The sequence below is a fragment of the Mesorhizobium sp. Cs1299R1N1 genome (assembly GCF_037179655.1).
GTDB lineage: Bacteria > Pseudomonadota > Alphaproteobacteria > Rhizobiales > Rhizobiaceae > Mesorhizobium > Mesorhizobium salmacidum.
Window position 1 is genome coordinate 1 of sequence record NZ_JAPYKR010000040.1, and the last position, 13,845, is coordinate 13,845.

Here is a 13,845-nt window from a genome sequence, read left to right on the forward strand (position 1 = left end):
GCGATCATCGCCACTGTTTGCTGGTCCCCGAGGTCGCTTAGAATGTCCCTGTTGGGAGCGACGCGCGCCAGTTCACTCTGCCGGTGCAGATCGGCCAGCGCAGCCCCGGCGCGTCGGAAATCGGCTTCGGTAGCGGCCAGTTCGCGCCCCGCCGCCGGGGCGAAGACGGCGATGAGCCGCTGTGTTCCATCAGGCAATTGAACTTCGGAGAATGTTCGACACCAATGATCCGTCAACGGCCGGGAGACTTCGAGCGCGGGGGTACTTTGAATCGCTTGGAGCACCGCCAGCTCGCTTGCCACGTCGACCGGCAAGCGGCCAGAAGTGCGATAGAGGCGAACGAAGGCCAGGGTCTGCACATCGTCGTCAACGGCAAAGGTCCAATTCGCACCCTTCACCGCGGTGCAGACATTGCCGGTGAGGCCGTAGCAATCACGCAGATATGCGGCGATCGCCCTCTCGGCACTCGCGCGCAACTCATGATCCATGTCCATTACCCGCAAACCTGTCAAAGCAGCCGGATATCACAAACAAGACGTTGCTTCGACCCATGGCGATTATCAGGACGAGCCCGAGCAGCCACAGCCCCCAATGTGACAGGCGACCCACGATCCGGAAGACAGTCACTACACTTGGCGAACGGTTCGCGCGGCTCGTGCGCGGGGCGATGCTGAAAGCGCTTGGCTGCCAAAAAGGCGAGGTGGCGGCTAGGGTCATGGATGGAGCGCGCCGGACGGCTCGGCTGCAGACCAGTACCAGAGAAGGAGGGATGAAGAAGGAAGAGAAACCGCTCGCTGATCGGGCTGGCCGCCGACGCTTACGCTCAAGCGCGCCGCTCGCGATCCCGGCCCGTCGTCCTGCGCAGGGCTGGAAGCCCCGCTGGTCCGGCCAGGCAGGGATGCTCGGCCGCAGTTGCTCCGGCCTGTCCGCTCCGCGGTGCCGGGGATGTCTTCGGGAAGGAGACGGAAAAGGACGGGCGAAAAGGCCGCGTCCGCAATCCCCAAAGGAGTATCTCCATGGAACTGAAATTTATCGATCCGCGCTCGCTCAAGGATAATCCCGACAAGGCGCGCCGTTCCAAGTCCAGCCCGCAGGCTGACGCGCTGCTGCTGGCGACGATCAAGGCCGTCGGCATCGTGCAACCCCCTGTCGTTGCCGCCGAGGCGGACGGCGGCAACGGCTTTGTCATCGACGAGGGCCACCGTCGCGTCAAGCAGGCGATTGCCGCCGGCCTCGAGGAAATCGCCGTCCTGGTCGTTCCCCGTGCCGAGGATGGCGGCGCCATGCGCTCGCTGGTCACGACGATCGCGCACGAGCAGCTCAATCCCGTCGACCAGTGGCGCGCGATCGAACGGCTCGTTGCCCTGGGCTGGACCGAGGAGGCGATCGGCGTCGCGCTCGCTCAGTCGGTGCGCCAGATCAAGAAGCTGAGGCTGCTCGCCAACGTGCTGCCGGCGATGCTGGACCATATGGCCAAGGGCGACATGCCCGACGAACGCCAGCTCCGCACCATTGCGGCCGCCTCGCTCGAGGAGCAGAAAGAGGTCTGGAAGAAGCATAGGCCGTCGAAGGCCGATCCGCAGGTGTCGTGGTGGAGTGTGGCGCAGGGTCTCACAAAGACCCGCATGTATGCGCGCGATGCGAGCTTCGGCGATGACCTGGCGCAGGCCTATGGCATCGCCTGGGTCGAGGACCTGTTCGCGCCAGCCGACGAGGACAGCCGCTATACGAGCGACGTCGAGGCTTTCCTCGGCGCGCAGCAGGAATGGATGACGAACAATCTGCCCAAGAAGGGCATGCTCGTCGAAGTCAACGGTTGGGGCCAGCCGGAACTGCCGAAGAAGGCAGAGCGCGTCCACGGCAAGCCCGCGAAGTCGGACTGCACGGCGATGTATCTCGACCGCGACGGCAAGGTGCAGTCGGTGCAGTACCGCATGCCCGAGGCGAAGAAGGCTAAAGCCAGGGATGATGGCGGTCCCGGCGCTGGCGGTGCGGACGACATCGATATCGTCTCGACGTCGCGCCCGGATGTCACCCGCAAGGGAATCGAGATCATCGGCGATTTGCGCACCGACGCGCTCCACGAGGCGCTTGCTCGCGCCCCGATCGAGGACGACACGCTGATGGCGCTGCTTGTTCTGGCCTTCGCCGGCCAGAATGTCAGCGTCGCATCCGGCGCCCGCGACATCTCGTATTTTGGATCCGCAAGCCTCGGGCAACACGCGGCGCGATTGTTCAATCCGGAGGGCGTCTTCGAGTTCGACATGGACACGCTGCGCTCCGCGGTGCGGTCCGTGCTGATCGACGTGCTCTCTTGCCGCGAGAACAGGTCGAACAGCGGCATTGTCGCGCGCGTGGCCGGCGATGCGATCGGCGCGGACAATTTTCTGCCCAACATGGGCAGCGAAGAATTCCTCTCCTGCCTGTCGCGGCCGGCTCTGGAAGGCTGCTGCAAGGACACGCCGGTCCTGCCGCGACAGAAGGTCAAGGACACCCGCGCCGCGCTCGTCGAGCACTTCAGGGAAGGGCGCCTCATTCATCCGGCCGCCCTGTTCGCGCCGGACAAGGCGAAACTTTCGTCCTGGCTGACCAGCAAGGCTGCCAGAGGGGAAGACGATCCCGACGATCAGGTCGAGGATCCGCAGGCGGCTGCCGACGCTGGCGACGCTGAGGCCGAGCAGGCTTTCCGCGAGGCCGCCGAATAGCGGTCCCGCATCTTCCTTCCGATCGCCATCCCGCCGCCGGCAAACGCTGGCGGCGGTCCTGTTTTGACAATCAGCACATGGAGGACATGCATGTCCGCGCATCTCATCTTCCGAGCCGTAATCGGCTCGCTTATCGCCTGGTCCGACGGCACGCCGCGGCCGCCGGAACGGCACCGCAAGAAGCTGTCTCAATGGCAGACCAATAACAGCAGGGGTCGCCTGATCCGCAAGCAGGGCGAACGAGCCGTCGGCAACGTCGGCCTGCCGGCGAGCTTCACGCTGCATGAGGCGGATTACGGTGCCGGCGGGGTCGTCGCTGTCCGAATCTATCGGACCTTCTCACTCGATAGCCGGTTGCGCTTCACGGTTCTCGAACGCCCGGCCATCGGCGCGGTCCGCGTGCTCGATCGGCCCGGCGAGAACGCCGAACTGGTCCATCTCGCCCGAAATCGCGCCGATGCCGAAGAATGGCTGGATCAGCACCGCTATCCGAACGCGATGCTCGATCAGATCACGGCGGGCGAGATCGCCGCCGACCATGTCGAGGGAAGGGCCGCGTGATGACCTATGCTCCTCGAAGTTCGAACGAAGACTCCATATCCGGATATCCGGAGGTGGAGTTCGGCCGCAGCGCTGACGGCGTCTTTGTCGCTCGCACCGGCGATACGGCGTTTGCGATGCTGCCCGCGAGCGACGGGCGGCACTATATGGCAACCGGCTGGCGTATCCGGCGTCCTATCGCCGAGTGGACGCGCTCGGATTTTTACGGCCATTTCGGCGCGCTCGCCGACGAGGCGGCATTCCGGGCAAAGGTCGAGGAGAACGCCGAGCACAACCAAGAGAGGCGCGCGCTCGCACGACGGGAGATCAGGTCCACGGCGAATACGCCATGGGGACCATCGCAGGGCGCCACGGTCTTCGCGGAAGGTGTGATCTATCATTCGACCGCGAGCCATGGCGGGTTCCATCTCTCGCCCGAACGCAACGCCAAGGTCCACGCCCGGCTGCGCGCGGCCGATGGTTTCTATGAGGAAGACGAGTGCTGGGCGATTGTCGCTTTCACCTTCCCTCATCTCTTCACGAGCTTCGAACGCCATACCGGGGAGCGCATCATCAAGGACAGCTTTCCCGAAGCGTGGGAAGCGATCACCGGCAACGTGCTCGGATACGGCGAATCCCGCGAGAAAGATCGACGCGACTTCGAGGCGGAACACGTCGCCGACTGGATCGTGGTTTCCGCAATCACGTCGGACCATGAAAAGGGGTTCATCGAATGCATTGCCACACCAGGTGGCAGGCGTGGCGTCGGCACCGAGGAACGCCGCTTCCTCGTCCCCGCTGATGAGTACGAGATCGGCCGTTTTGGCTTCGTTATCGATCCGGATCGCCACGTCGTCCATGGCGGCCCGTCGAGCTTCGTCGGCTGGCAGGGGAGACGGGGTTCATGACGTTGTCGCCCAAGCGCCGCGCCGAGCTCTTGCGCATGGCGGAAGCCCGCCGTCAGATCCAGCGCCAGCTCGACATGATCGACCGGCAGATCACACGCCGCATGACGGCGCTGATCCCGCAATTGCAGCCGCGCCAGTCGGGCTATCGTCGCGGGAGGGCGCCGGACGCGAGCGCCTTCCTCGTGCGCTATCGGTCACATCTTGCCGGCCTGACCGCGGAGCGCCAGCCGGAGATCGATGCCCTGTCCCGAAAGCTGGCACGCCAGGATGTTGCGATTGCCCGGTTCCTCGAGCGGCATGGCGGTTGTCTCGATGGACGCGCGCAGTGACGATCGGCGTGTCTGCCGCAAGGTGAAGCAGGTGCCTTCCGGCGGGCGCGGCAGCTGAATTGTCGGGCATAAGCCGGTTCATCCGGTGGCGTCACATGCGATACAATCACAATCAGACTGGTTTTGAAGGCGGTTGGTCACGGCAACCTGTCCTTACGGTCCTCATCGTCGACGATCAGGCTCCCTGGCCGGCCCTCCCTTCGTTCGGTGTGCGGTCCTAAACCGGCGGCCGTGCGCTTCAAGGCCGCGTTCCGCGCCGCGGGGCGGCCGGTAGAGCCGCTCTCGGCACGGCGGGCCCGCGTCCCGCGCGAGGGCTGGTAAGCCCTGCTTGGACGCAAACCCACCCTGCTCGATTGGCCCTCCCGGACCCTGAAGCGCCCGTCTTTCCGCCGGTTTTGTCTGGACCTCGCCCGAAGGGAGGGCCGGCCAGGGAGCCGGTCCAGGCCTTCGGCGGAACCGAAGCAAAGGAAATCCCATGACCAAGACCGCTCGCACGTCCCGTCAGTCCGCCCGCGTTGTGCCGTTGCGCAAAGGCACCACCATCGAAATGGTCCGGCTCTGCTGCCCGGACGCCAATCAGGCCAGCCTCATCTCCGAAAGCTTCGGCCTGCCCCTTCTCGACAGCGATGGCATCCGCGATCTTCACCAAAAGCTCATCATCGAGACGGCCGATGCCCTGGGCGAGGGCCTGGGCGAACGGGCGATGCAGATCCACCTGCAGCGGATCGTTGGCGCCTTCGTCGGATCGGCCCACGGCGCCGGCCAGTTCTACAGCCGCGCAGTAACCGAAGCGCGCGATGCGACGGCCAAGTCCGCCAATGACGCCCGCGACGAGGACCTCAACGGGCCGGTCGGTTTTGACAGCGCCGCCCAGCGCAAGCGCGAATTCGCAGCCGATATGGGCGTCCAGTCGCACGCGCTGCGCGTGGCGGCCGAGGGTGCGGTCGCCGCTTACGAGCAGGTCGTCGGCGAGCGCTGGAAGCCCTTCGAGCGCGCCACCGAAAACCCCGGCCAGACCGTCGACCGCAAAGCGGCCGAACTCCAGTTGGCGGCGCTCGGCTGAGCCTGCCAGGGCGGGGCTGAAGCCTCGCCCACCATCCATCGCGGCATGCTGTGGCCGGTTCCTGATGGGACCGGCCATTTATTTCGTCGTTATCTTACCCTGCTACTCAGCGGGCTCAGGGGAAACATCTGCACGTCGTTATTCCAGGGATCGAAGACGATCGCGCCCGACGAACTCGTGTCCTTCACGTTGCGCGTGACCAAATAGAGATCGTGTTCGAGCGCGGTCGCCGCAAGCATCGTGTCAATGACCGGCGGCGCATGACCGCTCACGCGCTTGACCTCGCCGGAAATTCGTCCCCAGCGTCGGACGATTCAGGTCAGAACTCTTCCGTCTTGAAAGCTTCGACGCCGTCCAAAGCCTCCACAAGGCCATTGAGCGACGTGCGCGGGGACGTCGAGCGCATTTGGTGCCGCAGCAGTCGAGACAGCCGGCCATGAGCGTCATCCCGCCGGTAGGCAGTCGTCGAAGTCCAGTTATAGCCCCGCCTATATTAACTGCCAGGCATGAAGCGTCTCTTAGAACGGACAGAGAACAAAATGCTTGTGGGAAAAGCCAAGCCTCGGCGGGCTGTCGAATCAGTTTGCCTGTAGATTATGCAACGCCTAGGTGGGCTGCGGCGTCCTCGCCGAGAGAAAGCGCCGCAAGCCCTGTTGCCCTGGCTGGCTCCCCGGAGTGGGCGGGAGGTGGCGCTAACCACCTCCCGTTCCAGCCGCAATCAGGTTGGTAGGTTTTCGCGTTTTTCGCAACTCACGAAATTTGACTCCCAAGAGCTTATCCACTGTGGGCTCGACTGCGGGCCAACCTGCCCCTCTTGGCGCGCTTAACATCATTGCCATTCGTACGAGGCGCATTCCAGACATGCCGCCAGCTGGCCCCGCAGCTGCCACTGACCTCACCTGCTATCCTCTGGCGCCGCGTTCCCTTGCAGCCATTGCGCCATTCTGGTCCACCGAAGGAGTGAAAGCGGCAGACCGCCGGGATTGGCCACATCCTTGGCCATCGGGGCGCCGACGATGTTGCCGGCGTGGAAGCCGGTTGTGCCGATCCCATCCACTGTCATGCAGCCGGTGGTACAGCCCTCCGAAACGAAATGAGTCCCTAAGTCCGTTCGTGCGGCGCTCGCAACCCCCGCGGCTCCGGACCGTGTTGGCGCGTACCGCCCCTGCCCGCACCACCCGGGCCTTACGGGCAAGCCTTCGGTTGCCAGCGTCTTCCGACGTCCTTTTGCCGGGTCTCGTTCGGAGGGACTTCTCCCCCGGACCAGCAAAGGAGACAGGAAATGACCAACATCGTTCTTCTCGCCGGCAACATCGGCAACGACCCTGAAATCGCCACCACCTTCGGCGGCACGAAGATCACCGGCTTCCGTCTCGCCACCTCCCGCCCGCGCCGTGTCGAGGGCAAGGTCGTCAAGGGCGAGAACGGCTACGCCGAGCAGGACACCGAATGGCACCGCATCAAGTGCTTCAACGGCCTGGCCGAGACGGTGCAGAAGCACTGCACGAAGGGCATGAAGGTCGCGGTCCGCGGCCGCATCCACTACACGCAGTGGACCGATGGCGAGGGCATCGAGCGCTACAGCTCCGAAATCATCGCCGACGGCATCGACTTCCTCGCCTGGCCGAAGCAGCGCGATAGCGCCGGCGGCCAGACCGAAGACCGGGATGAGGTTCCCTTCTGAGCCAGCAGCAAATGGCCTCGCCCGCGAGGCGGGGCCGTTCGCGTGTTCAGGATGGCCCGCGCCGTGAACGTCCGCCGTTCAGCGAGATTACAGCCGGCAAGAAGACAAGATCAAAGATGGACGAACTGTCCGTCCGGGGCGATCTGCTGGATGAGATCGAATTCGTCCCTGTTGGCGGTAAGGACCGGCAAGCCGCTTTTGGCGGCCGTCAGATAGATCAGCGCATCGTTGAGGCATTCCTTGCGCTGATGGGGCTGGAAATTCTGTGTGCGCGCCAGAATGCCGGCAATCACGCCCGCCTCGATCCATAGTTGGGCATCCGGCGTGAGCAAGCGGCTTTCAGGAACGGCATCGAAAAGAGTTGCATAATGGTCACGAACCCCGCGCCATGCAGAGGCGGAGGAATCGAAATTGGCGACGCCAATGGCAAGCTCGCCCAGGCAGACCGAGCAATGGAACAGCAGCGAGCGTTCAACGAGGGCACGCGCCACGTCTGGCAATTTCCCTGAGGCGAACATGATGTAGACGTTGGTGTCCGGCACGAGCATCGGCCGGCCGGGCAGATCGATGTCCGCGACCGCGACCAGCCTGTCTCGTGATCGCGGCTTCAGCTGGATCTTTCGTCGTTCGGGCTTGTAGCGCCGAAGTGCCGCGCGCAGATCAGAAGTCAAGCTTGTGGCCTGTGCCAAGGCTGCCATGCGTGCGCTTGAGGAACGATGCCACGGGATCCGGCTGGGCAAGGGTGGCCAGCGCAAGAATGCCGAGATCGGTCGGCGAGTCGATACCGCTTTCCCGCTTGGCCGCCTCGATCAAGGCCTTGGGTGCGCGGAAGGAAAGATGTTCGGTCCTCTCGCCATCGAGCAGGCCCGCCTGCCTGGCGTCCTCGAGCGCCACAGCCAGCGCGGGCGCTCTGGCGAGCTGATGCGTCTTGCCCGAAGCCCTGCCTCGCGAGGCCTTGATGGTGCTGGTTGCAGTCATGTTCGTGTTCCGTGGCTGTATGTGTGCAATATAGAGCGCCTTGTCACACAAAGCAAGGGCGGGTCGATTGCACGCTCGGCTTGCTGCGCGTCAACGAGCGCGGCAATGGGGAGCCAGGAAACCTGCCTAATTACATTGTTGTCGTGCATCGTCGCCAGAGCGCCTGGATCGCGAAATTTCGGCCCAATCTCGGCCTGAAATTTTGTTCGATAGGGTTCAAAAAAGCAGCGTCCCAGGAACGTTGCGCAATAAAGATGCCTGCCGACCGTTCAGCAGCCGATCCGGCGGCCCCTCGGGCGGCTCGAATCCATTCGCTATTCACGATGTGTCGACAGGCTAACGGCCGAGGTCGCCGAAACCATGACTGTCGAGACCCGCAAGAGGCTGTTGAAAGGCAGGCTTGGCGATCGGTCGCGCCAAGTCAGGCCGGTTGATGCTGGCTGTCGGAGTCCTCAAACAAAAAAGTCGCCGGATCGCGACCGAGCGCTTCGCCGATAGCGGCGATCGTATCGACACTGACATTGCCGTCCGCGTCCGCGAGCTTGTTGAGAGTGATCTCCGACACACCCAGGAGCTCGGCCATTTGATAGAGGAGCAGATTGCGGCGCTCACGCTCGCTGATGATGATCTCGGCAAGGCGCGCGCGGATCGATTTTTCGGTGAGCTTGTGGGCCCATGGTTCCACTTCGGCGCAGCCGACCAGAAGTGTCGCGATCGACACCTGCAGCGCCTGGGCCATCTGTTCGATCGTGCGCAGCGTCACATTGTTTCGCTTTTTTGCGGTGCGAATGTAGGTGCGGTATGCGAGTCCTTGACCAAGGGACGTCTTGAACAGTCCGGCCATCTGTTGATGGCGAAGCTTTCGCCTACGGCGCGCGGTTTCGAGGAACGACGCGATATTGTCCCGAAGGGGGTTATTCACCTCGCCCGCTTCATTTGGCAGCATGAATCTATGTATTCGCACGAACTCGCCTTTTCGGTATGCCCTTTTTTAGGTCAAATCCATAGTAAAGTATCAAAAATCGTCACGACCGTCCTGAAAACTCTCGTTGTGGGCGCACCATCAAGGCCTCGCGAACCAGGGCTTCGGCAAGACGCATCAGCTCGCCCAGGGCGCCCGCGATAGCGACAGCGTGCTGGTTGCGGTCATGTTCGTGTTCTGTGGTTGTATGTGTGCAATAGGAAGACCGTTTGCATGTGGGGCTGTCCTTTCGTCTGTGGTCGAGGGGATTGAATGCTGCCTGAATGCAAGAGAGCAGGAACTGGCGGGCTGGTTTGCTGCCGCGGGCGCTGAGAACCGAAACCGTATTTTTCCGAGGGAGAGGATTGGGGATTTCCCTCTAACTCTTTCTTGCGACAACGCGTCGTTTCTGCTCCGAGGCGTGCCCTGTCATCCGAGCTGGTTTGGAACCTGATGCTCCGCCACTGGCCGGGTCCTTCTTCGGCACTGAACTGGACCTCCTTCCCGACATCCTATCCAAGTCGGCCAGTTCCGATAAATTGGCCGCCGGGACCTCAGCATCGTTTACAGAGGAATGACCCGGCTTATTTTGCAGGGCCTGCAGAAGAGGCAGCAGCAGCGCTACCGAATTTTCGGGCAGTTGCTCCAAGGCTGCGATCGCCTGTGCACGCGTTTCAGCCTCTTGCGGCGTCTTGCCGAAGAGATGGGGCGCGGCCTGGACAATCATGGCGAATGGCGAAACGTCGAGAATTTCGCAAATATGGATCAGGCGGGTGACATGCATCTTGGAGAAGGCCACCTCGTAGCGCCGGAACACCTGAGTCGACAGGCCCAGCACGGACGCGAGATTCTCCCGGGTCAGCCCGCGCATCTCGCGGCTTGCGCGTGTTTGCTCGCTGAGCGCCTTTTCCATGGCGTCGAAGGACAAAACACCGTTGAAGCCCGGCCGCCGAAAGACTGGCTTGTCGAAGCCCGGTTCCTGCGTTTCGACAAGACCTTCGGAGACGACGTCGTGACCCTGATATTTTTTTGCTTTCGCCATGACCGCTAGGGCTCCTGATGCAGCAGTTCCGTGTCGTCGACCGGGCGCAGGTTCATGTCGTTCGGGCTCTTGACGAGCAGGGCGGCATCGAGCTTGCGCAGGTCGCGCGGTGGCGTGCAGGCGAGCCAGGCGCGGAGCTTGTAAAGGCCCGGCTGAAGGTCTGCGCCATAGACGAGGGAGATTGTCTTTTCCTCCCGCGCCGGCATCGGGATTTCGCCGCGTTTGGAGCCGATCGAACGATCTTCCAGCCAGACCGAGGCGATGCAGGTGGGATCGATGATCGCGTTGGAGCCGGTGGTGGCGCGGTATTCGACCGCCAACTGGGTGCGCCCGGGTTCGGCGATTTTCAGCCAGCCCTGCAGTTCGACGGCGGCGAGGCCGGTGTAGCGGACGCCGTTGCGGGAAAGCTCGCTGAGCGGAATGGCGCCGCCAGTATAGACGTAGCTGCCGACGCTGTCGGGGGGAATGTCGGACAGTGCAGCGGCTTTTTGCGGTGCGATGCGGGCAATGGCGACAGCGCCTGCTTTATAGGACGAATTGTCGGCCGCAGCTGCGGCATGTGTGGCGCCGGCCATTTGTGACGTGGCGCTTTTCTGCGTTGCCTGGACAGCTGGCGCGGTCGTTTGGCCCGCGCCGACGGTTGCGGGCGCGTCGAGACGGCGCAATATGTCGTCGAGCTTGTGCTCGATGCGTTGCAGCCTTTGATCGGTGGTATCGGCCGGCGCATTCTGGGCGGACGCAATGCCGGTCGCGCCGATCAGGGTGGCGAAGCCGAGAAGGATCAAGGTTTTTGTCATCGCGGTTTGTCTCCTTGCGGGATGGTTCCAAAACTGTCGCGGGGCGCCGGCGCCACGTCGATGCCGTTGAGGGAACGACCCGGTGCAATCGCCGGCGGTGAGGCGTCTTTTGTCGGCGTGGGCACGCCCGGCGATCCGGGAACCGGCGGCTCCGTCGTTTCCAAACCTGTCGCTGGAACCACACCGTTCTGCCCGACGCGTTCCGGCGCGGTTGCAGCCGAACCGGTCCTGTTTCCTGTGCCGGAGAGGGCGCTGCGTCCGCTCACATCCTGACCGATGCTGACAGCAATCAGGATCAAAGCCAGAACGGCGGCGATGCTGGCATAGCGAAACAGCGGATCGTGCTTGAACAGAGTGGGAACAAGTTTGAGCCAGCGCAGAAGCGTGGCACGGACCGAAGCAACCAGCGTGGCCATCATGTCCCGATACCCTGTCGCTCGCGTACAGCCATGGCGGCATCAATATCCTGGGCCTCGATGGTCATGATGGCGTCGCGGCCGGCGCTGCCGACGCCCGGCGTGGCCAGACGCATGGCCTGCGCCTCGCGGGTACGTTCCCACAGCGTGCGGATGTCCCTGGCGTTGCCGAAACTTGTGTCCCCGCCGCCTTCCGCTTCCAGGCGCACGCAGGCGAGGTCGACGGCCTCATCGGCTGCCGCATCGAGGACAAAGCCGTCCTTCTTGGCGAGATCGCGAAAAATCGCCGACAGTTCCGGCGCCGCGTAATCCTCGAACAGGATTGTCCTGGTGAAACGCGAGCGCAGGCCGGGATTGCTTTCGAGGAAGCGGCGCATGTCGCCGGTGTAGCCGGCGACGATGACCGAGAGCCGGTCGCGATTGTCTTCCATCAGCTTGATCAAGGTGTCGATCGCCTCGCGGCCAAAATCATTCCTTTGCTCGCCCGGCGCCAGCGCGTAGGCCTCGTCGATAAACAGCACTCCGTCGAGCGCTGCCTCGACCGTTTCACGCGTCTGGATCGCGGTCTGGCCGATAAAGCCCGCAACCAGACGGGAGCGGTCGACCTCGACGACATGGCCCGACCTGAGCAGGCCGAGCGCATGAAAGATCTCGCCCATCAGGCGGGCGGCGGTCGTCTTGCCGGTGCCGGGATTGCCGAGGAAGACCAGATGCAGGCTGGGCGGGTCTTTCGACGTTACGCCATGGCGGCGGCGCTGCTCTTCGGCCCGCAGGACGGCTACGAGCTTGTGAACCTCGGCCTTGACCGATTGCCAGCCGGTCATGGCGTCGAGTTCGGCAAGGATTTCTTCGAGCGGCCGCGCGGATGGCGGCCGGACGGCCAGGGCGGATTGGTTGCCGCCGGCGGTCTGTCGTTGCCCGCGCCGATGATGTGCGCCCGACGAAGGCGCGCCATAGGTGTCGGCACGGACCAGCCGCCATGCCATGATCGCCAGCGCAAGAACGAGGATGATGCCGGCATGGGTTTGGGCGATCGCGACAATGACGACTAGAACGGCGAGACCGACGAGGATGGGGATCAGACCAAATCGCATTTTTTCCCCCCAGCCTCATCCGGATGGAACGCGCGGCGCGAAACGGTTCTCCTGGACCCTTGCGATCATCTCCGGCCTGCGGAAATAGATCGCGCGGCCGCAGCGCAGCGGTTTGCGGCCCTGGATGAAGACGAACTGCTCGTCGGCGCGGGTGTCGGCCAGGATTTCGGAGACGGTCGCAAGCCGCCTGCCGCGTTCGGATTTCTGCTGCGAAGCGCCGGTCGAGGCGGTGCCGATCTCGAGCGGCCTGGCGCTCTTGCCGCGATTGGTCGTGGCCGAACTCAGCACCACGCCGTGTTCACCGAGCGCCTCGGAGACGGCGCGCGCCTGTTCGAGCGAGCCGATCGCGGCATAAGATCGCCAGGAGGCGCTCTCGAACCAGGACGATTTGCCGCCTTCGCCCCATTGCTCGCGCAACTGGCCCTCGGACTGATAGAGCATGACCAGGGTGATGCCGTATTTGCGGCCGGCGTCGCGGGCGCGGGCCAAGGAGTTCATGAAGCCGAGGCGGGCGACTTCATCCAGCAGGAAGACGATCCTGCCGCCGGGCAAATGACCGTCGGCCTCATAGACGGCGTTGAGCAGCGATCCGATGACGACGCGGCCAAGGGCCGGCGTCGATTCCAGCACCTTCATGGGAATGTTGACGAAGAGATCGAGGTTTCCGGCGACGAGATCGGCGGTGCGAAAACTGTTGCCGGAGACCAGCCTCGCGTAGGCGGGGTTGGCGAGCCATTCGGTCTGTTCGCTCATATTGCCGTAGACGCCGGAGAACGTCTCGGCGACCAGGCCCATCAGCTGACCGGCGAGATGTTTTCCGCGATGCGAGGACGACTGCTCGTGGATGCGGGCCAATTCGCCCCGCATCGCTTTTTCGGGAAGGGCGAGTCGTTCGGCCAATGTCACCAGATTGCGTTTGTCGTCTGCGAGATTTTTATCGAAGACGATGTCGGACAGCAGCGCCTCGACAATCGCTTTGCCGCGGCCCTCGAAAAAGGCTTTTCCCGACGCGCTCGCCGGCGCATCGCGCGTGGCGGAATGTCTTTCGCCAGAAATCCAGTCGACGATCGAGCGGATGTCGCCATCGATGAGGGGCGAACCTGTCGCCAGCCAGTCGAGGGCGTTGAAGCCGCCGGTTCCTTTCATCGGATCGATGGCGATGACACGCCGGCCCATGGCCGTGCGCGCGCCGGTCAGCATCGGGGCCAGTTCCGACGACGGATCGAGCGTGACGATCGGACCACGATAGCCGAGCAAGGTGGGCACACAGACGGAGACCGTCTTGTAGGAGCCGGATCCGGCGAAGACGAGGCCGTGGGTGCCGCCCC

Annotated in this window: 14 protein-coding genes and 2 pseudogenes; 6 read left to right on the forward strand and 10 right to left on the reverse strand. The window is 63.6% G+C overall.

What is annotated here, in order from left to right; all coding sequences use genetic code 11:
• Nucleotides 1-488 (reverse strand): annotated as a pseudogene (locus O7A70_RS32705) (hypothetical protein); the annotation flags it as partial.
• 528 nt (nt 489-1,016) lie between these two features.
• Between O7A70_RS32705 and O7A70_RS32710 the strand changes: the two are divergent.
• The 5 genes from O7A70_RS32710 (at nt 1,017) to O7A70_RS32730 (ending at nt 5,545) form a co-directional block, all read left to right on the forward strand.
• The gene (locus tag O7A70_RS32710) at nt 1,017-2,705 is read left to right on the forward strand and encodes a ParB N-terminal domain-containing protein (RefSeq protein WP_337144025.1); all 1,689 of its coding nucleotides are present in this window, start codon (nt 1,017-1,019) and stop codon (nt 2,703-2,705) included.
• 90 nt (nt 2,706-2,795) lie between these two features.
• Nucleotides 2,796-3,266 carry a hypothetical protein gene (locus O7A70_RS32715; RefSeq protein ID WP_337144026.1) on the forward strand — a complete coding sequence of 157 codons (471 nt, stop codon included), beginning with the start codon at nt 2,796-2,798 and terminating at the stop codon, nt 3,264-3,266.
• Entirely contained in the window at nt 3,266-4,153 is an 888-nt protein-coding gene (locus tag O7A70_RS32720) for a DUF7007 domain-containing protein (RefSeq protein ID WP_337144027.1), read from the forward strand. The genes O7A70_RS32715 and O7A70_RS32720 overlap by 1 nt, the downstream gene beginning before the upstream one ends.
• A complete protein-coding gene (locus tag O7A70_RS32725; protein ID WP_337144028.1) occupies nt 4,150-4,482 on the forward strand; it encodes a hypothetical protein in 333 nt (110 codons plus the stop codon). Before O7A70_RS32720 ends, O7A70_RS32725 begins: the two co-directional genes overlap by 4 nt.
• Before the next feature lie 475 nt (nt 4,483-4,957).
• Nucleotides 4,958-5,545, forward strand: coding sequence for a hypothetical protein (locus tag O7A70_RS32730; RefSeq protein ID WP_337144029.1), 588 nt, complete (start codon nt 4,958-4,960; stop codon nt 5,543-5,545).
• A gap of 89 nt (nt 5,546-5,634) precedes the next feature.
• Here O7A70_RS32730 and O7A70_RS32735 read toward each other — a convergent pair.
• Nucleotides 5,635-5,856: pseudogene (locus O7A70_RS32735) on the reverse strand (type II toxin-antitoxin system VapC family toxin); the annotation flags it as partial.
• A gap of 971 nt (nt 5,857-6,827) precedes the next feature.
• On the opposite strand from O7A70_RS32735, the gene O7A70_RS32740 reads away from it, so the two are divergent.
• A complete protein-coding gene (locus O7A70_RS32740) occupies nt 6,828-7,229 on the forward strand; it encodes a single-stranded DNA-binding protein (RefSeq protein ID WP_337144030.1) in 402 nt (133 codons plus the stop codon).
• A gap of 110 nt (nt 7,230-7,339) precedes the next feature.
• Here the strand turns inward: O7A70_RS32740 and O7A70_RS32745 are convergent, their stop codons facing one another.
• From O7A70_RS32745 to O7A70_RS32780, 8 genes are all read right to left on the reverse strand, one after another.
• Nucleotides 7,340-7,777 carry a type II toxin-antitoxin system VapC family toxin gene (locus tag O7A70_RS32745; protein ID WP_337144031.1) on the reverse strand — a complete coding sequence of 146 codons (438 nt, stop codon included), beginning with the start codon at nt 7,775-7,777 and terminating at the stop codon, nt 7,340-7,342.
• 112 nt (nt 7,778-7,889) lie between these two features.
• Complete coding sequence (locus O7A70_RS32750; protein WP_337144032.1) at nt 7,890-8,207, reverse strand: hypothetical protein; 318 nt, start codon at nt 8,205-8,207, stop codon at nt 7,890-7,892.
• Nucleotides 8,208-8,628: 421 nt separating this feature from the next.
• Nucleotides 8,629-9,153, reverse strand: coding sequence for a helix-turn-helix transcriptional regulator (locus tag O7A70_RS32755; protein ID WP_337144033.1), 525 nt, complete (start codon nt 9,151-9,153; stop codon nt 8,629-8,631).
• A gap of 394 nt (nt 9,154-9,547) precedes the next feature.
• Nucleotides 9,548-10,210: a helix-turn-helix domain-containing protein gene (locus tag O7A70_RS32760; protein WP_337144034.1), complete on the reverse strand. Its 663-nt coding sequence runs from the start codon at nt 10,208-10,210 to the stop codon at nt 9,548-9,550.
• 5 nt (nt 10,211-10,215) lie between these two features.
• Nucleotides 10,216-11,007, reverse strand: coding sequence for a hypothetical protein (locus tag O7A70_RS32765; protein WP_337144035.1), 792 nt, complete (start codon nt 11,005-11,007; stop codon nt 10,216-10,218).
• On the reverse strand, nt 11,004-11,426 hold the full coding sequence (locus O7A70_RS32770; protein ID WP_337144036.1) for a hypothetical protein: 423 nt from the start codon (nt 11,424-11,426) through the stop codon (nt 11,004-11,006). The genes O7A70_RS32765 and O7A70_RS32770 overlap by 4 nt, the downstream gene beginning before the upstream one ends.
• On the reverse strand, nt 11,423-12,517 hold the full coding sequence (locus O7A70_RS32775; protein ID WP_337144037.1) for an AAA family ATPase: 1,095 nt from the start codon (nt 12,515-12,517) through the stop codon (nt 11,423-11,425). Before O7A70_RS32775 ends, O7A70_RS32770 begins: the two co-directional genes overlap by 4 nt.
• A gap of 15 nt (nt 12,518-12,532) precedes the next feature.
• Nucleotides 12,533-13,845, reverse strand: a 1,313-nt coding sequence (locus O7A70_RS32780) for a type IV secretory system conjugative DNA transfer family protein (RefSeq protein ID WP_337144038.1), incomplete at its 5' end; no start/stop codon positions are given.